The sequence below is a fragment of the Crocinitomicaceae bacterium genome (assembly GCA_016708105.1).
Lineage (GTDB): Bacteria > Bacteroidota > Bacteroidia > Flavobacteriales_D > Crocinitomicaceae > JADJGJ01.
In genome coordinates, this window is the sequence record JADJGJ010000001.1 from 1,304,538 (window position 1) to 1,323,159 (window position 18,622).

An 18,622-nucleotide genomic window follows, 5' to 3' on the forward strand; every position below is an offset into this window, starting at 1 on the left:
TTAAACATGAAAACAAGAATCATGCTGTTGATCTGGGCGTCTATCATTGGCGTTCCGGTTTCAAGCACAGCACAAACCACCTTGAGTGGTAAAATCAAAAATGAAATAGGTGAAGGTGTGCCGGGCGCCAGAATTATGATTGATCAAACGTATCAGTATGTTGTTTCAACACCTGACGGCACTTATGAAATTACAGATGTAGCTTTAGGCATTGCCATTATTGAAGTGCGTGCGTTTGGATACCAGTTGCTGCGCGATACATTGCAAATCAGCGGTGCAAGTATGGTGCATGATTTTGACTTGATACCTGTTGAGTATTTTTCTGAAGAAGTTGTTGTTTCCACAACACGCGCAGGTGAAAAAACACCAACAACGTATACTAATCTTGGAGTACAAAAAATTGAACAACAAAATTTTGGTCAGGATATGCCTTATTTATTCAATCTCACGCCATCAACTGTTGTTACTTCAGATGCCGGTGCCGGGGTGGGTTATACCGGAATCAGAATACGTGGTGTTGATCCAACACGAACCAATGTGACCATTAATGGAATACCCGTGAACGATTCAGAATCACACGGTACGTGGTGGGTGAACATGCCTGACTTTGCATCATCTGCTGAGAGTGTTCAAATTCAACGTGGTGTTGGCACATCATCAAATGGTGCGGCGGCATTTGGTGCAAGTATCAATATTAAAACTAACGAGGTGAGAAAGGATCCGTATGCGCAAATATCAAATTCATTTGGATCATTCAATACACTTAAAAACACAGTACAAGTAGGTTCAGGTTTATTGAATAATCAGTTCACAGTAGATGCCCGATTGTCTAGAATTTCATCTGATGGATATATTGATAGAGCAAGTTCAAACCTGCAGTCTTTTTATCTTTCATCTGCGTGGTTAGGAAAAAAATCTATTCTACGTGCAACAGTTTTTGGCGGAAAAGAAATTACGTATCAGGCATGGAACGGAACACCTGAAGCAGTATTAGAAGAAAATACCGATTCTCTAACCGCTCATTATTACAATAATTTAGGATACTTATATCTTGATCAGAATGATAGTATAAATCTTTTCAATGCCGGCCGCACATACAATTATTATACTTACGAAAATGAAGTAGATCATTATCAGCAAACGCATTATCAATTACATTTTCTGCAAAGCATTAACCAAAAAATTAATTTCAATTTAGCAGGTCATTATACAAGAGGGTTTGGTTACTATGAGCAATTTAAGCGTGGTGAAACCTTGACTGATTATGGTTTGAATCCTGTTATCATTTCAACTGATACAATTTCAACTACTGATTTAATCAGACGACGCTGGTTGGATAATCATTTTTATGGCGCTGTTTTTTCTTTGAATTATACTAACCTGAAAGGTATCCAAATTACCTGGGGAGGAGCAGCAAATCAATATCTTGGAAAACATTTTGGAGAAATTATTTGGGCTGAATATGCCAGCAATGGTGAAATTCGTGAGCGCTATTATGAAAGTGAGTCAAACAAAACAGATCTCAGTTCTTATTTAAAATTCAACTATGCATTAAAGCGGTTTTCATTTTATGCAGATGTCCAATTTCGTTATATTGATTATGCATTTGTTGGTCCGGCGCAAGTGAATGGTGAATTGTTAGATACAGATCAGCAGGTGAATTATCAATTTCTGAATCCAAAACTGGGTTTGATGTATGATTTCAATGATCGTCATTCAGCTTATCTTTCATTTGCAGTAGCTAATCGTGAACCCGTGCGGGATGATTTTGTGAATAGCACACCTGATTCTAGACCAAAGCATGAAACCTTGCAGGATATTGAACTGGGCTATCGTTTCAAAGCAAGAAAAACCATGATGAATTTGACCGGGTTTTACATGAATTATCAAAACCAATTGATATTAACAGGAGCCATCAATGACGTAGGCGCTTATGCCCGTACCAATGTAGATAAAAGTTATAGAACCGGCCTAGAATTAGAAGCAGGATACATGATTTTAAATAATCTCAGCGTGTCAGGAAATTGTACTTACAGTTTAAATAAAATTCCATCATTCACTGAGTATTTTGATGACTATGACAACGGTGGTCAGGCAAGCGTTACACATACAAAAACAGATATTGCATTTTCACCCAACTTAATTGCTGCTGTTGCGCTGGAATATCTTCCAATAAAAAGCTTGCGATTTACCTTCACCACCAAATACGTTGATAAACAATATTTAGATAATACCATGAATTCTGATCGGTCATTAGATGCTTATCTGGTGTCAAATGTTGAACTTGCTTATACCTGGCGTTTAAAATTATTTGAAGAAATTCAGTTAGGTGTTCAACTGAATAATATTTTTAATGAATTATATGAAAACAATGGATATACGTACAGCTATTTATACGGTGCCAAGGTGTATACTGAGAACTTTTATTACCCGCAAGCCGGTTTTAACTGGATGTCAAGACTTGTTATAAAATTTTAGTTCTGTGAATACGAAACAAAAACAAACAATAAATTGAATCACTACTGTCCGATAAAAAAAATTTAAAAGCGGGATTTCCATAACAGATTTCCCGCTTTAGTGTAATTTGGTTTTGACGAACTAAATACACATGAATAAAAGTAACTACTTTTTTTGGACAGTCGGTTTTCGGACAGCTGATTTCTTTAATTGACCCAACTCTTGTAAGCAGAGTGGTTAAGAACCGTAACTCTGATTATTATACCAAACGATTTGACACATCTGATCACTTAATCAGCATGTTGTTTTCAACTTTCGCCAATTGTTCATCGTTGCGAGAGGTTGCCGGTGCTATGCTTGGGCTCAAAGGAAAGACAAATCATTTTCAGTTAAAAACATTCCGCACAAAAGCACGTTGAGTGATGCAAATGCTCGAAGGAGTCATGAGGTTTTTCAAGAGATTTATTATTTATTGTACAAAGAGTACTCAGGGGTTATCTCGGACAGCCGAAAACAATATGTATGGGAACAAAGAGTGGAAATTATTGATTCAACAACTATTTCATTGTTTCGTGATTTATTGAGCTGTGTTGGCAGAAAATCCTCCAATGGCAAAAGAAAAGGAGGCATAAAAGTACACACTCAAATTAATCTTCAGGAACAGGTTCCAAAACTGATTTGGTTTTCATCAGCGACAACACACGATAAAAAATTCCTTAAAAAACTTAAGCTGGAAAAAGGCAAAATAGCTGTGTTTGATAAAGGATATAATGATTATAAAACCTTTGATGAATTCACACAAAACAACATCTATTTTGTCACCAGACTAAAATCAAATGCAACCTATGAATTGGTTGTAGAAAATGATATTCCCAGCTATATTGACGCAGGTGTATTGAAAGATGAAATTATAAAAGTTGAAGTCAAAGACAACGGAAAATATCTCAAAACTACTGAACTCAGAAGAATTGCTTACTGGGATGACGAACACAAAAGATGCTTTGAATTTATAACCAACATACAAGGGATGAACGCAGGACACATCGCACTCATTTACAAAAAACGATGGCAAATTGAATTACTTTTCAAACAGCTCAAACAAAACTTTCCGCTAAAATATTTTTTAGGCGACAATGAGAATGCAATCAAAATTCAGATTTGGTGTACGCTAATAGTGAATCTGCTGTTGACCGTTATCCACAAAAAATTAAACGAAAATGGGCTTTCTCTAATCTGGCCAACTTTTGCAGACTGCATCTCTTCAATTACATTCATCTGATCAAATTTCTAGAAAATCCAGAAAAAGATTGGCTAGTTGAAATAGATCCACAACTTCAATTCGAATTTAGTTCAGCCTGAAAAGAGGGGGCTTACTTTTGAAATACAAGGCTTTTCATACGCAACCATGAGGGTTTTGAAAGGGTTTTTACGTACTTTTAGTTTTTATCGGACAGTAGTGAAATTGAATACAAGGCAGAAGAATTTCATATTCAATAGTACGAAAAAATAAGGAGAGGGGGCAAGTTGCTCCTTTGTCGTTTTGGATTTTCCTCCCCCATAATCCCCCTATGGGAGGGGGAATGCTTTTGTTGTCTCGCAGAGGGAACACACATGGTTTCCCCCTTTGGAGGGGGAATAAGGGGGAGGAAAAAACTACCGGTTCTTCAAAACAGATACAGCATGAATTATCCTGTCATGTACATGATCAAACTGATTCAGTACCTCTCCTTCATGAAAACGCAAAATAGCATAACCAAGTGATTCTATTTTTTGCTGACGGTAATTGTCATATTCGGACTTAGCGACATGAGAAGTTCCATCAATTTCTATAATTAGTTGCAATTCTGCTGAAAAAAAATCTACGATGAATTTATCTATAGGTCTTTGTCTCTTAAACTTTACTCCTGATCTCCCTCGCGAGAGCAAGGCTTTCCATAAGAACTTTTCCGCTAAAGAGACGGACTCATTTCTATGTTCTCTTGCATATTCACGAAGACGTGGGTTGTAATAATTGAAGTTGTTTGATGACATAAAATAAATAACTACGAATTAGATATTTCCTCCCCCTCAATCCCCCTCCAAAGGGGGAATAGTTGTCGGGTTTCGTGGTTTTTTTCTTTGTCGTTTTGGATTTTCCTCCCCCTTAATCCCCCTCGGGGGGGGAATGCTTTTGTTGTCTCGCAGAGGGAACGCACGTGGTTTCCCCCTTTGGAGAGGGGGATAAAGGGGGAGGTAATTTCCTACCCCAAAAACGGATACCGATAGTCAGTTGGTGAAACAAACGTCTCTTTTATTGTTCGGGCAGAAACCCAGCGAATCAAATTCAAATATGAACCTGCTTTATCGTTAGTACCTGATGCACGGGCTCCACCAAATGGTTGCTGACCAACAACTGCACCGGTGGGTTTGTCGTTGATATAGAAATTTCCGGCTGAATTCTCTAATTTTTTACTTGCCAGATTTATTGCATATCGGTCTTGAGAATAAACTGCCCCGGTCAATGCATACTCTGAAGTTTTATCCAAGAGTTCTAGTGCTTGTTCAAATTCGTTTTCAGGATATACGTAGATGGTCATTACAGGTCCGAAAATTTCTTCGCACATGGTTCTGAATGCCGGATTAGTGGTGACAATAACAGTGGGTTCAATGAAATATCCTTTTGATTTATCGTAATTTCCTCCAACAACTATTTTAGCATCTTCTCTGGTTTTAGCATAGTCAATGAACGAGGCAATTTTGTCAAACGCTCTTTCAGAAATAACTGCGTTGATGAAGTTTCCAAAATCTTCAGGCGCGCCCATTTTAAATGATTTTACATCAGCCACTACACGGTCTATCACTTCTTGTGCAATATTAGATGGCAAGTAAGCACGTGATGCCGCTGAACATTTTTGTCCCTGGAATTCAAATGCGCCACGTGATATGGCAGTAGCAACTTGTGCAGGGATAGATGATTTATGTGCAATGATAAAATCTTTTCCTCCTGTCTCACCTACTACCCGTGGATATGATTTATAGATGTCAATATTTTTTCCAATTTCTTTCCAGATGTTTTTGAATACTCCGGTTGATCCGGTGAAATGGATTCCTGCAAAATCAGGATGTTTCAAGATTACGTCTCCTGCAATTTGTCCGCTAACGGTTACCATGTTTACAACGCCATCAGGCAAACCAGCTTCTTTAAAAATTTCCATGATTACCTGAGCAGAATAAATTTGTGTTTCAGCAGGTTTCCAAACAATCACGTTACCCATTAAAGCCGGTGCAGCGCTGAGGTTAGCTGCAATAGAAGTGAAATTGAACGGGGTAAGTGCAAAAATAAAACCTTCAAGCGGACGATATTCTAATCGATTCCACATGCCTGCATTTGATCCCGGTTGGTCAGCGTAAATTTGTTGTGCGTACGCCACGTTGAATTTAAAAAAATCAATCAACTCACAGGCGGCATCTATTTCAGCCTGAAAGGCATTTTTAGATTGACACAACATGGTAGCAGCATTCATTTTATCGCGGTACGGACCGGCGAGTAAATCAGCGGCTTTCAAAAATATGGCAGCGCGATGTTCCCATGGCAAATCAGCCCAAGCTTGTCTGGCCGCCAATGCAGCGTTGATAGCATCTGTAACATGTTGAGCTGTGCCCTGATTGTAATGTCCTAAAACATGCTGATGATCATGTGGCGGTGCCAGTTTGCGTTTATCACTGGTGCGTATTTCTTTTCCTCCAATATACATAGGTACATCAATTGGTGCTTGATTGTACATCTCTTTGTATTTGTTCAGCAATGAATTTTTTTCAGCTGAATTGGGCGCATACGATTTTACCGGTTCATTGGCCGGTACCGGAACTTTATAGATAGCGTTTGGCATAGCATGATTTTTTAACTTGCCAAAATTAATTAAAAATAGGGAAGGGGAGTGTGAGAATGGTTACGGATTAATTCATCTTCAACCTTGCATACAATTCAAACCGCGGAACATCCACTTTAAATTCTTCACCGGTGTCCATGCGTTTGAAAATATAATAGCCACGCATATAACCCATTTCTGAATGCATATCACAGCCTGAAACGTACACGTGTTTTTTGCCTGGAGATAGAACCGGTTGCTCTCCTACTACGCCTTCACCTTGTACTTCACGGGTAGGGTTGAGTGAATCAAAAATGTACCAGTATCTTGATTTCAGCTGTACGTTAAATGGGTTGGTGTTTTCAATTACAATGCGGTAATTGAAAAAATATAAATCATTATGAATATCTGATAGATCTTTTCTGTAAAGACTTTCAACGCTGATTTTTACTCCCGATGTCAATGCTGTTGTCATACATGCAAATTTAGTGAAAGATGGATAAAACAAATTCTTCATCTTTCTGCTTTCATTGATTATAACGCACAGACCTTTGATTTAGTTGGGATAACGAACGTTAAATTTTATTAACACTCAAATACTGAAATGCTCATTAGGCCTAGGATATACGGATTACAAACGGAATAAATTGATTTTATACAGCTATCAATTTTATTATCAGCAAAAAGTGTCTTTTAATAAACTACGATTCTTTCTGAAGTTCTTTCCAGATAATATCTTTAAGTCCTGTTAAACCTTGTTGCGTTGCAGAAGATATGAAAACATAAGGAATGCCGGGTAATTTTTTTTCAATATCTACTTTGATTTCATCATCAATTAAGTCTGATTTTGAAATTGCAAGCACACGGGGTTTGTCAAGCAATTCCGGATTATATTCTTTTAATTCACGCAGTAGAATATGATATTGATCAAAGACAGAATCAGCATCAGCCGGAATTAGAAACAAGAGTAAACTATTTCGTTCAATATGTTTGAGAAAACGAATACCAAGTCCTTTTCCAAGATGAGCCCCTTCAATGATTCCCGGAATGTCAGCCATGATAAACGACTTAAAATCACGATAAGCTACAATACCAAGATTTGGAGTAAGCGTAGTAAAGGGATAATCTGCAATTTCAGGTTTTGCGGCGGATACAACTGAAAGTAGGGTAGATTTTCCGGCGTTTGGAAATCCTACCAACCCAACATCAGCAAGTACTTTAAGTTCAAGAATAATCCAGGCTTCTTCTTCAGGAATGCCGGGTTGTGCATAGCGTGGAGCCTGATTAGTGGATGATTTAAAAAATGCATTTCCTTTTCCACCTTTTCCGCCTTTGAGCAGAATGAGTTCTTGTCCGTCTTCAGAAACTTCACCCATGTATTCATTGGTTTCAGCATTGCGCGCAACAGTTCCCAGAGGTACTTCCAAAATCATGTCTTTGCCGTCGGCTCCGGTGCAATTCATGTGCCCCCCGTTTTCACCGTTTTCTGCAAATACGTGCTTGCGATATTTTAGTGGAAGCAATGTCCACATTTGTTTATTCCCTTTTAGAATAATATGACCACCGCGGCCACCATCACCTCCCATTGGGCCTCCTTTGGGAAGACCTTTTGCGCGATACATATACGTGGATCCCGGACCGCCTTTACCTGAACGGCAGAGTATTTTTACGTAGTCAATGAAATTAGACATGAGTTGAATTTTTAACCCAGTGAAATGAGATATACTCACCGCAAACAGGCGTGCAAAGTTACCACTTTTTAGATGAAGAAAACAAGGATAGCACAGTTTGTGCCAGCTTCTGTAATCGTAAATTACCCAATCACTGCATCAATTTCAGCAAACAAACGGTCTGTGATCTTATCAATTTCACCAATTCCATCAATCAAAACTGCCTTGCCTTGGTCTGTGTAAAATTTTAAAACCGGTGCTGTTTCGTTATTGTACACGTTGATTCTATTTTGAATAACAACAGGGTCAGCGTCATCAACCCGATTATCTTTTAAAGCGCGTAAACGCAATCTTTCTTTCAATTCGTTTTCATTTACATCTAAGGCAAGCATTACAGCAATAGATGTTCCTCGTTCTGCCAATATTTTATCAAGCGCTTCTGCCTGCACTGAGGTGCGAGGGAATCCATCAAAAATAAATCCTTCTACTTCAGGATGTTTTTCAATTTCAGAAACCAACATTTGAATTGTCACTTGATCAGGAACCAGTTGTCCTTTTTCTATATAGCTGGATGCCAATTCTCCCAATTCAGATTTGTTTTTCATATTGAATCTGAAAACATCACCTGTTGATAAATGGAAAAGATTGTATTTTTTTACAAGCCTCTCAGCTTGAGTTCCTTTTCCTGCACCCGGAGGGCCAAATAATACGAGATTGATCATAATGCGTTGTCAGCTAATTCGTAAATTTCTCCAAGGTTGCGTCCTTGTTGGTTGTAGTCAAGTCCGTACCCTACCACAAATTTATTCGGAATATTAATACCTACATACTCAACCGGGTACTTTTTCCTGAAAACATCCGGCTTTAGTAAAAGAGTGGCAATGCTTAGGCTATCTAATTCATGGGTTTTTAAAATTTCTTTCAGGTGAGCCAAGGTGTTGCCGGTGTCAACAATATCTTCCAAAATAATTACATGTCTTTTGTTGAGATCATCTGTTAGTCCAATGAGTTCATTTATTTCACCGCTTGATGTTGTGCCGTGGTAGGATGCCAATTTTACAAAACTCAGTTCACTTTGAATTCTGATTTTTTTCATCAGATCAGCGGCAAACATGAATGAGCCATTCAGCACGGCAATGAAGAGTGGATTTTTTCCTTCAAAATCTTTATTGATTGCATCAGCAATAGATTGCACAGCATCTTCAATTTTTTTTGCTGAAAGATACGGTACAAATTTTTTGTCGTGCAGAGTCAGGTATGTTTGCATGAAGTAAAATTATAGAATTAACCAATATGCAATGGTGAATTGCTGAAGAAATTTGATCTGTCAGCCCGTTGAAGCTAATTTTTCAAATGGTAAACAATGATTAAGATAAGAAAACAAGAGATGTTGAACTGAATTATTAACTTTCGCAAGTTTTAATACGTATTTACACTTATGACACACACACATAAAGATTGGAATGAGATACGCTCAAATGATAGTTGGGCGATATTTAAAATAATGGCCGAATTTGTTGAAGGTTATGAAAAGATGGCGCGCATTGGTCCTTGCATTTCTGTTTTTGGATCTGCCCGTACAGATAAAAATAGTCCGTATTACAAAGGAGCAGTTGAAACCTCAAAACTTTTGGTTGAATCAGGCTATGGCGTGATTACAGGTGGCGGCCCCGGAATTATGGAAGCCGGAAATTTGGGGGCTCAACAAGGTGAAGGAAAATCAGTGGGGTTAAATATTCGTTTACCTTTTGAACAATCATGCAATGAGTTTGTAAATCATCCGGTAAATTTTGATTACTTCTTCGTGCGCAAAGTTATGTTTGTAAAATACTCTCAGGGATTCATCGTTTTTCCCGGCGGATATGGAACCATGGATGAACTTTTTGAAGCGCTTACTTTGATGCAAACTAAAAAAATTGATATGCGTCCTGTGATTCTTTTTGGAACCAAATACTGGAACGGCATGGTAAAATGGATTGAAGAAATTATGCTTGGCGTTGAAGGAAACATCAATCTCAAAGACATGAACTTTCTCAAAACAACTGATAGCCCACAAGAAGCAGTGAAACACATGAATGACTTCTATCAGACACATCCGTTGAGACCGAATTTTTAAATTTTTTATCACTGGAGTGTTTATTTGAGTAAATCTCGGTATCCAACTTTTTGTAGAATATTCATTTGTTGTATAGCAATTTTATTTAGTTTTATTAATCGGTCTTTTTGAGAAATCCCTTCATTTATAAATACTGCGTTAAGGTTTTCCATATTTGACAAGCAAATCAATTCATTTGCCGTTGCGTAATCCCTGATATTACCACTTTTTTTTGGGTTTTGTTCTCTCCATTGTCTCGCCGTTATTCCGAATAGAGCAACATTTAATACGTCGGCTTCATTGGCGTATATAATTGAGGTTTGTGACGATGATAATTCAGTTGGAATCAGATTCTGTTTAATTGCGTCAGTATGAATTTGATAATTAATTTTCACTACTGTCCGGGGAAAAATTAAAATTTTCAGATAAAGCTTCCCCGGCCATCAAAAAAGATAGGTGATAATTCGCGGCGAATTCTTAGTAAGGACGGGAAGCTCCGTGCAGCGAACGTTCCTTCAACTACAAATGTTCCGGAGATCACCCGTCCGCACTTAGAATTTGCAAGAAGGATTGCCTGTCTTTTTGCGGGCCTTGACTTTTGCTTCTTTTGGGTCAAGCCAAAAGAAGAAAGAAACTAAAATAAAAACCGATAACCAAAAGTAAGCCCCACGGTTGATTATTTATTGAAATCAATTGGTGCCATTGGTTTCAAAGTCGTTCTAAAATATTTTATCGGACAGTAATGATTAATTTTAGTTAATTCGCGTTTTGCTGTCCACCCCAAGTGTTTATTTTCTGATTCTTTTAATCTTTGGAATTCAGTAATTAAATAGAGTTTGAAAGAAACGCTGATCGCTGAACCAAATTCGAATGCAATATCTTTGTGAGCAAATGTGCCTCCATATTTTCCTTTTTTAACAAATATTCCAAGGGCGTTTGTTTTTTCTATCCACTCAGAAGCACTCAAAACAAAGCTATGTAAACCGGCTTGTGATTTAAAGTGGTCAGATTCCACCACTTTAAAATTCTTATTGTGGATTTGTTCCCAAGTACTAAGAAATTCTAGGGCATAGCGCGTCCGCAACCAGTTTTTTATGATATCAGCGGCACGACTCTCACTTTCTTTTGCATTAGCCATGTCTGTCAATGAAATGTAGTCACCATGATCAATTGAAATGATTTCAATCTCAGTATCTTTTATTCTTATTTTCTTCATCCTAGTGTTATAGATATATACATGATAAAGCGTTTTAACAAGCGAAGCAGCTAAATTAACTCTAAAACAAAAAAAACGGCGCCAATTCTTTAGCGCCGTTTTTTCTTATTTCAATTCTTTAGCCAAAAATCCATACTTATCTGAATAATATAACATCTGTTCTTCAAAGCTGGTAGGGTAAGATAATTTTACATCGGTGATATTGCCTTCAGCATCCATGATAGGTGTAAGCACCGGATTGACAAAACCGTTATAAGGCGGAATGTTTAGTTTTTCACTTCTGCTAATGACTTGTTCATGTAATTTGGTATCTACTTTTACGCCGTAGGTCTCAACCAGATCTTTTCCTGCCTTGTAATCTCCTTCTGAAGTGATGCGTTGAATTTCACGAAGTAGTTCTCCAAAAAGTGTTCTAAGTTTTTGATAATCGTTGATGTTGTAATAAGTTTTTCCATCTCGCTCAATGCGCTCAATCACTTTGTCTTTTGCACCATGTTCAATAGCCCATGATGCTACTAGTTGGCGGTTGCGCATGTGTGCTTCTTCAACGTTATTTCCCATTTCAATACGACGCAATTGTACTAACATGGCATTTCTGATATAGCCGTCATACTCTGCAATTCCAACATCCAGTGATTCCATCAAACCTAATTCAACCAATTTTGGATCCATGATATAATACAGTGCAACTAAATCTGCTCTGGCTTCTTCTAGTGTTGACGAATAACTTTTTAACGTTTCTTTCGGTGTTCCCACTCCCGGGTTAATTTGTCCTGAGGCATGACCAATCACCTCATGCATGGCTGTGTGCAATTTAGCAGCTAGTTTACCATGTTTTTTTGACAGTTCAATTTCAGTTGAATCATTCGCAAATTCATCAAGCAAACCTGTTCCACCGGCATTGTCATAGGCTTCAACCAAATTTCCAAGACTCACTGATTTTGATCCGTGATTTACGCGTATCCAGTTTGCATTTGGTAAATTAACGCCAATGGGTGTTGATGGTGAAGCATCACCTGATTCTCCTAAAACATTCACCACTTTATAGGTAACACCAACAACATTTTTCTTTTTATGCTCATCCATGATGGTAGAATTATCTTCAAACCACTGCACATTTTCTTCAAGTGTTTGCATGCGAGCTGATGCTTCAAAATCTTTTATCTGAACAATGGATTCGTATGTGCCGCGCATGCCTTTTGGATCTCCGTACACTTCAACAAACCCTTGAATATAATCAATGTCACCTTCTGTTGCACTTGCCCAAGCAATGTTGTATTCTGACCATTTTTTTAAATCACCTGTTTCATAATACTCAATCAACAAACCTAAGGCCTTAGCTTGAGCATCATTTTCTGCAACTCCTTGCGCTTTTTTAAGCCAGTAAACTACTTCTGTTAATGCGGCTGAATAAGTGCCACCTATTTTCCATACTTGTTCAGACAAAGTGCCGTCAGCATTCTTTACCAATTTAGAATTCAAACCAAATTCTACCGGCTTATCTCCGCCGTTTGCCATCATATCTTTATAAAAATTTTCTACATCTTTTTCTGTTACTCCCTCACCGTAAAAATTGCAGGCAGACGAAGTGATGAGATCTTTTTTAGTATCAAGACTAACTCTTTTTTTATCCATTTCAGGATCAAACATGACGGTAATTATGGTGCTGTCTAGTGAAGTATTAGTTTCCTGAATCAAGCTTTCAAAATATTCACGACTGAATTCAGGCATAAATTTATCCATGGAGTAGTGGTGATGAATTCCATTTGAAAACCACACGCGTTTTGTGAAAACCATAAACTTGTTCCAATCATCAGAATTTTTATCACCTTGATAACTGCGCACGATATTTTCAAGTGCGTTTCTGATAGCAAGATTATATCGGTAGTTTTGATCCCAAATAATATCTCTGCCTGATAAGCCTGCCTCATATAAATAATAAGCGTAGGTTTTTTGTTTTAGGGTCAGGCTGTCAAAACCGGGTACATCATAACTTAATACTTGAACATCAGCAAACGCTTCAGTTTTAAAGTTATTTACTGTAGGTTCTGATACGGTTGTGTCTTTAATTTCACCACCGGTATTCTCTTTAGAGCCACCGCATGAAGTGAAAGTAAAAAGACATCCAAGTGTTATTGCACTCATCGTTTTAAAGGGGAACAGATGTTTCATAAAATCAATTTAAAGGATATTCAAATTAGAAAAAAATCTCAGCTGATCAGAGTTTGTAAGTATATTTCTCTTTTCAGATGAAGGGCGAAAATAAGAATCTTTTTTGAAGAATGCAGTCTAAACTTAGGCAGGTGACAATCAAAAAAAAATCCCGCAAGTGAAGCGGGATCAATATTTTTATGGACAATAGTAGTTTTCTGAAACATCTTCAGGGTCATCACTGCAAAACAATTTATCACCCGTGTGTTGACCGCGGCATAATTCTTTACGTGAAGCTTTATTCAGTGTATATCCTGTTAAATCCAAAATAACTCTGCTTGAAAATAATCCAAGACCACCATTGATATTTGTGTATTCAGGCTGAACTTGCGCAATGCTGGTGACAGGTTGAGTGACATCCATGTATTGATCTAAATCCTGATGCGCAACTGTGATGCGTAAATCAAGTCCGTCAAAATGACGTTTAGTAACAGTTGGATCATCTGCAGCACCGGGAACAATATCTTTTACCCATTTATAAAAATCTAGACCGCTGAATGAAACTGTTTGCACACTTGGATTGTCAGGGTCTACCTGAAATTTATCTCCGTTATTGCGTGTTGCTGAGAATGATTTAGTGCTGTTGTCAAGATACGTTTCTGTCCAATGAATAGTGTATTTATAATTATATCTGAGAGCGTGTTCACCTTCAGTTACCGGAAAGGTCCATGATTTATAATCCTGATCATCAACAACCGTGTTACCAGCAAAGTTAATTTCAGTGTATATGATAATACTGGTTGAAACACCAAACCCATCAATCATTGCGGTACGTGCAGTGATAGGTTCTGAACTTTCATTGAGATAGGCGACCAATTCGTATTCAAACTCTTCATTCAAGTCGTCAGCGTAGAAAACATAAACTTTTTGATCAGGTGCATAAAATACTCCGCTTGTGTCTTTGTTTGAGATAGTAGAGTCATGTAACTGCCATTCACGACCTGTTGCAACTCCATTGGTATTGTATTCAATTACTTTAGCATCAACTGAAGTGAAATAGCTGGAATCAGGTTCTTGAGCGTAAACTAAATTATCACCATCACCCATAAATGCTTTGGTGATTTTGATAATGTGCACATCTGACGTATGATCTAATAAACCAAAAACAATGGGTGTAACGGTATAGTCGCCGTTAAGACTGAATTCTGTTTCACATGATGTCCAGGTAATAGCCAGAGCAAGCAACCCAATCAGTCCGGAATTTTTTAGCATAGCTTTTTTATTGATCAGCACAAAAGTAAAGAATTATCCTGAAAGGGCTTCATCCGATTAATCAGTAAATCACACCGTTCACATGATCTATAGAAAGATCAGCCTTGGTTTTGTCTTAGGTGTCGTTCACTTTTTTCAGGATAAATATCTGAAAGAGAAATTAAAATTCCGGTTTCTTCAACGCCACCAAAATCAGGATTGCGTGTTGTACCAAAAGATTTCATGCTGGGTGAAAGTTGCATGTAATTGCTAATAAGAGGCGGCACATTTTCATCATGATCACGGCAATAACGCTGAAGTACTTTAAATCCTTCTTTAAAATCCATACCCTTTACCATGTTTACAATTTCATGTGATTTAACTGACGTGTAAATGGGTAATTTGGGAGTTACTAATTGATCTTTATCGGGGAAATAAGTCTTCATGAAACCAAGTACGGCTCTTTTAGCTTGCTCATTGTATGATTCATACATGGTTACTTTTCCAAAAAAATATTTCATGTTTGGGTGCATGAGTACAATACCACCTAAACCATCCCATAAATTATCTAAGGCAAATAATCCTTTGCGCGGATTAGTTAATGGTTGAAACATTGGATTCACCCATGATCTTCCAAGCTCAATAGTATAAGGCAAATATTCTTTGATAAATTTTTCTGCAAAATTAAAATAGTGCGATGTTGAAAGTGAATCCAGTGTGTCTGATCCAATTTTAGCACAATTAATAAACCGATATCCACCCATGATTTCTTTATCCTCAGGAGAGTAGACAATGAGTTGTTCATAGCAAAGAGGCGCCGTGTCATGTTCGTCTATATCCAATGCTTGTCCTGTTCCGCCACCGGCTAAAGCAAATGTGATTTCACGCAAGCGCCCAATTTCACGCATTATATTTGGCGAGTTGTGATGATTGACAATGTAGATAAGGTTATTTATTTTATTCGTCTTTTTGACAAATTTATCGGGCGTAAGTTCAGCTTCAATTAACTTTCTGTCAACGGGAGGTATGATATAATCTAAATTCATAGTCTGTAGCTCATCAGTTAGTTTGTTTATCACGCATGTCGTAAACTTTGGATTTTACCCATTGTGCCCAAGCTGAATCAGTTTTTGTTTTATCAAAAGTTGATGCCGGTATGGGTTTACCAAAGTGTATTGTAATAGTTTTATTTTTTTGTCTGAAAAGCTCATCAACAAGATAGAGCATTTCAATATTTGCTTTAATGCCTATGAATTTACGAAAATTTGCGAGACGATAAAAACGATTGCTCAGTTTTCCGTCAATGTAGACAGGAATAACGTCGCGGTTGAATTTTTTTGATCGGGTGATGAAGGTTTTTTTCCATTCAAGATCTTCAACTATTCCGCGTTTTTTTCGGCTTACTAAACCGGCCGGAAACACAAATACCGCCTGATCAGTCATGAACTGTTTGTTCAACTCGTCAAGTGAATCCTTTGTGTTGGTGCCGTGTTTGTTCACACCAACAAACATATCTTTCAACGAGTGAAGGTGAAGCAGAATATCATTGACAACAAATTTAATATCAGGCCTCACAGGGGTCACATCTTGCACAACGGCTAAAGCATCAAAACCTCCCAATGGATGATTACAGGCAAATATGGCTCCACCTGTGGGCGATATATTTTCTATCCCTCTGGCACTGATTTGTAAATCAAATTTTTTAATGATGTTCACGCAAAACTGATAACCATAAACATCTTTATTTTCCTCAATAGCTTCATTGACTTCATCTTCATGTAAAATGCGCTTCAAATATCTGAGGATAAAACCGGGCAAAAATTTCAATAGGCGCGGATTTTTGTCGCGGATGATTTTTTCAATATCAATAAATTTTTCAGCCATCATGACAAAGATAGTCGCTTATCTCCTTGTGATGTCATCATTTTTTTGAAAAGCCTCGTGTTTTTGAAATAGGTGATAGCCTTGTGTTACTTTGAAATGCGCGGTTTAAAATTTGACTGTCTTGAAACATCACCACTTGCCAATCGCGGCTGCCCGTTGAGGTATCGTTGAGCATCTTCAATATTCACAAAGAAAAACTCTTCACCCAATTCAGTATAAATACGATTTTGATTAAACTTATCTCTCACCGGACCAATTAAACCAGTAAAAAGCACCTGAATTTTTTTCTTTTTGTAGTGAATTAATAGTTTTCTGATCATGTAAATTGATGTTGAGTCAACCGAATTAATGCCTGATGCATCAACAATAATGGCTTTTAGTTTTACTTTTTTCTGCGCTTCCAGTTCTTTGATCTTGTCTCTGAAAAAATCTGCATTACCATAAAAAAGTCCGGCATCAAAACGCACCATGAGAATATCGTCATCGGTTTCAACCTGCGAAAATCTTTCAGCATTCCGATACAAATTTGTGCCCGGTATGCGACCAACTACCGCAATATGTGGATTTGATACCCGATAAATTAAAATAATCAGTGAAATGACAACTCCAATTAAAATACCCTGTTGAATACCAATAAAACAAGTGGCTAACAAGGTGGCAGCGTACATGATAAATTCAGTTGAGTCTGTCCTCCACCAATTACGCGGTGATTTGAAATCAATCAAACCAACTACGGCAACAAGAATGATGACAGCCAGTAAAACTTTCGGTAAATAAAAAAATAAATCAGTGAGAAAGAGTAGTGAAAATAAAATGAGCAAACCGGAAATTATGCCTGCAATTTGAGTTTGTGCCCCGGTATTATTATTTACGGCTGATCTTGAAAAGCCTCCCGTAACCGGGTATGATGAGAAAAAAGAACCTCCCAAATTGGCCAAACCTAAAGCAATGAGTTCTCTATTTGGTTTTATTTCTTGAACTCCTTTTTTCTCCTCAATGGCTTTTGCTACGGTGATGGCTTCCATGAATGCAATCATTGCAAGCGCAAGCGCAGAAGGCATGAGACCTTTTAGTTCATCCCAATTTATATCAGGTAAATTGAATGAGGGTAAGCCTGAAGGAACTTTCCCTACAATTTGAATATCTTGTAGATTCCATTGAAAGAGCCATACCATTAGAGTTCCGATAAAAACTAAAACCAATCCGGATGGAAATTTTGGCAATATTTTTTTCAATACTATCATGAACACAACGCCCGCCAAAGCAAAAACTAATGTTGGAATATGAATTGAACCGACGTTTTTTACAAAATCTGAAATCAGAATATGCAACTCATTGCTTTGAGTGAGTTTGATACCGGTTAAATTTCCAAGCTGGTTGAGCGCAATAATGATCGCTGCAGCAGAGGTGAAACCAACAATAACAGGTTGAGATAAAAAATTGACCAAGAAGCCCAGCCTGATTAAACCAAATAATAATTGAGCCAAACCAATCATAGCGGCGAGCAAGATGGCTAGCGTTATGTAATGTTCACTTCCCGCAGCAGCAATGCCTGAAACGGTAGCAGCAACAAAGAGAGAATCCATGGCTACCGGTCCAACAGATAATTGTTTTGATGTACCAAACAAGGCATAAATAAAAACCGGAACAAGTGCGGCATACAGACCATACACAGGGGGTAATCCGGCAATAAGAGCATAAGCCATACCTTGCGGAATGAGCATCACCCCTACCGTTAACCCGGCAAATAAATCTCCGCGGAATTTATCAGCAGTATAGTTTTTTAACGCTGCAGTAAAGGGAAAGATTTTTTCTATCATGCTCACCGGGTAAAAGTACACAAATGTGCAAATAGGTTGGTACATGCCGCAGATTTATGTCACAAAGCAAGAGCAAAAAATTGTCAGTCAGTTTGTAAGACCTGATTCAGCTTTATTGCCTAACTAATTAATTCAATTAAACGTTTGAAAGGTTGCAAACACATCATTTTTACCTTTTTTTGTGTTTAAATTATCAAGTTGATAAAATGAGGGTATTGAATCCAACCAAA

At 37.7% G+C, this 18,622-nt stretch carries 14 protein-coding genes and 2 pseudogenes; 3 read left to right on the forward strand and 13 right to left on the reverse strand.

From position 1 onward, the window contains the following. Positions 1 to 6 precede the first annotated feature (6 nt). Positions 7 to 2,478, forward strand: a complete 2,472-nt coding sequence (locus IPH66_05620; protein ID MBK7128831.1) for a TonB-dependent receptor — start codon at positions 7 to 9, stop codon at positions 2,476 to 2,478. 134 nt (positions 2,479 to 2,612) lie between these two features. Continuing rightward, positions 2,613 to 3,816, forward strand: a pseudogene (locus IPH66_05625) (IS4 family transposase). A gap of 294 nt (positions 3,817 to 4,110) precedes the next feature. On the opposite strand, the gene IPH66_05630 reads toward IPH66_05625, so the two are convergent. The 6 genes from IPH66_05630 to hpt all read right to left on the reverse strand — a co-directional run bounded on the left by IPH66_05630 (position 4,111) and on the right by hpt (position 9,242). Further along, complete coding sequence (locus IPH66_05630; protein ID MBK7128832.1) at positions 4,111 to 4,488, reverse strand: DUF559 domain-containing protein; 378 nt, start codon at positions 4,486 to 4,488, stop codon at positions 4,111 to 4,113. Between the two features lie 209 nt (positions 4,489 to 4,697). Next, positions 4,698 to 6,326, reverse strand: a complete 1,629-nt coding sequence (gene pruA, locus IPH66_05635; protein MBK7128833.1) for an L-glutamate gamma-semialdehyde dehydrogenase — start codon at positions 6,324 to 6,326, stop codon at positions 4,698 to 4,700. 67 nt (positions 6,327 to 6,393) lie between these two features. After that, complete coding sequence (apaG, locus tag IPH66_05640) at positions 6,394 to 6,780, reverse strand: Co2+/Mg2+ efflux protein ApaG (GenBank protein MBK7128834.1); 387 nt, start codon at positions 6,778 to 6,780, stop codon at positions 6,394 to 6,396. A 226-nt stretch (positions 6,781 to 7,006) separates the two neighbouring features. Then, positions 7,007 to 7,996 carry a GTPase ObgE gene (gene obgE / locus IPH66_05645; protein ID MBK7128835.1) on the reverse strand — a complete coding sequence of 330 codons (990 nt, stop codon included), beginning with the start codon at positions 7,994 to 7,996 and terminating at the stop codon, positions 7,007 to 7,009. Between the two features lie 122 nt (positions 7,997 to 8,118). Continuing rightward, on the reverse strand, positions 8,119 to 8,697 hold the full coding sequence (locus IPH66_05650) for an adenylate kinase (protein MBK7128836.1): 579 nt from the start codon (positions 8,695 to 8,697) through the stop codon (positions 8,119 to 8,121). Further along, positions 8,694 to 9,242: a hypoxanthine phosphoribosyltransferase gene (gene hpt, locus IPH66_05655; GenBank protein ID MBK7128837.1), complete on the reverse strand. Its 549-nt coding sequence runs from the start codon at positions 9,240 to 9,242 to the stop codon at positions 8,694 to 8,696. The genes IPH66_05650 and hpt overlap by 4 nt, the downstream gene beginning before the upstream one ends. 171 nt (positions 9,243 to 9,413) lie before the next feature. Here hpt and IPH66_05660 point away from each other — a divergent pair, with 171 nt between their 5' ends. Continuing rightward, positions 9,414 to 10,091 carry a TIGR00730 family Rossman fold protein gene (locus IPH66_05660; GenBank protein MBK7128838.1) on the forward strand — a complete coding sequence of 226 codons (678 nt, stop codon included), beginning with the start codon at positions 9,414 to 9,416 and terminating at the stop codon, positions 10,089 to 10,091. Between the two features lie 20 nt (positions 10,092 to 10,111). Here the strand turns inward: IPH66_05660 and IPH66_05665 are convergent. The 7 genes and pseudogenes from IPH66_05665 to sulP form a co-directional block, all read right to left on the reverse strand. Continuing rightward, positions 10,112 to 10,462, reverse strand: a pseudogene (locus IPH66_05665) (KilA-N domain-containing protein). Positions 10,463 to 10,746: 284 nt separating this feature from the next. Continuing rightward, positions 10,747 to 11,286 (reverse strand): KilA-N domain-containing protein, encoded by a 540-nt coding sequence (locus IPH66_05670; protein ID MBK7128839.1) that lies wholly within the window; start codon positions 11,284 to 11,286, stop codon positions 10,747 to 10,749. Positions 11,287 to 11,391: 105 nt separating this feature from the next. After that, positions 11,392 to 13,458: a dihydrofolate reductase gene (locus IPH66_05675; protein MBK7128840.1), complete on the reverse strand. Its 2,067-nt coding sequence runs from the start codon at positions 13,456 to 13,458 to the stop codon at positions 11,392 to 11,394. Between the two features lie 177 nt (positions 13,459 to 13,635). Next, entirely contained in the window at positions 13,636 to 14,709 is a 1,074-nt protein-coding gene (locus IPH66_05680) for a DUF4249 family protein (protein MBK7128841.1), read from the reverse strand. A gap of 98 nt (positions 14,710 to 14,807) precedes the next feature. After that, positions 14,808 to 15,734: a GNAT family N-acetyltransferase gene (locus tag IPH66_05685; protein MBK7128842.1), complete on the reverse strand. Its 927-nt coding sequence runs from the start codon at positions 15,732 to 15,734 to the stop codon at positions 14,808 to 14,810. A gap of 13 nt (positions 15,735 to 15,747) precedes the next feature. Continuing rightward, a complete protein-coding gene (locus IPH66_05690; protein ID MBK7128843.1) occupies positions 15,748 to 16,572 on the reverse strand; it encodes a glycerol acyltransferase in 825 nt (274 codons plus the stop codon). A gap of 86 nt (positions 16,573 to 16,658) precedes the next feature. Continuing rightward, on the reverse strand, positions 16,659 to 18,392 hold the full coding sequence (gene sulP / locus IPH66_05695) for a sulfate permease (GenBank protein MBK7128844.1): 1,734 nt from the start codon (positions 18,390 to 18,392) through the stop codon (positions 16,659 to 16,661). Positions 18,393 to 18,622 lie beyond the last annotated feature (230 nt).

Coding starts and splice junctions, on each gene's coding strand:
- IPH66_05650 (MBK7128836.1), bottom strand. CDS start 8,697: ATGATCAATCTCGTATTATTTGGCCCTCCGGGTGCAGGAAAAGGAACT.
- IPH66_05630 (MBK7128832.1), bottom strand. CDS start 4,488: ATGTCATCAAACAACTTCAATTATTACAACCCACGTCTTCGTGAATAT.
- apaG (MBK7128834.1), bottom strand. CDS start 6,780: ATGACAACAGCATTGACATCGGGAGTAAAAATCAGCGTTGAAAGTCTT.
- IPH66_05670 (MBK7128839.1), bottom strand. CDS start 11,286: ATGAAGAAAATAAGAATAAAAGATACTGAGATTGAAATCATTTCAATT.
- obgE (MBK7128835.1), bottom strand. CDS start 7,996: ATGTCTAATTTCATTGACTACGTAAAAATACTCTGCCGTTCAGGTAAA.
- IPH66_05685 (MBK7128842.1), bottom strand. CDS start 15,734: ATGAATTTAGATTATATCATACCTCCCGTTGACAGAAAGTTAATTGAA.
- IPH66_05620 (MBK7128831.1), top strand. CDS start 7: ATGAAAACAAGAATCATGCTGTTGATCTGGGCGTCTATCATTGGCGTT.
- IPH66_05660 (MBK7128838.1), top strand. CDS start 9,414: ATGACACACACACATAAAGATTGGAATGAGATACGCTCAAATGATAGT.
- hpt (MBK7128837.1), bottom strand. CDS start 9,242: ATGCAAACATACCTGACTCTGCACGACAAAAAATTTGTACCGTATCTT.
- IPH66_05690 (MBK7128843.1), bottom strand. CDS start 16,572: ATGGCTGAAAAATTTATTGATATTGAAAAAATCATCCGCGACAAAAAT.
- pruA (MBK7128833.1), bottom strand. CDS start 6,326: ATGCCAAACGCTATCTATAAAGTTCCGGTACCGGCCAATGAACCGGTA.
- IPH66_05675 (MBK7128840.1), bottom strand. CDS start 13,458: ATGAAACATCTGTTCCCCTTTAAAACGATGAGTGCAATAACACTTGGA.
- sulP (MBK7128844.1), bottom strand. CDS start 18,392: ATGATAGAAAAAATCTTTCCCTTTACTGCAGCGTTAAAAAACTATACT.
- IPH66_05680 (MBK7128841.1), bottom strand. CDS start 14,709: ATGCTAAAAAATTCCGGACTGATTGGGTTGCTTGCTCTGGCTATTACC.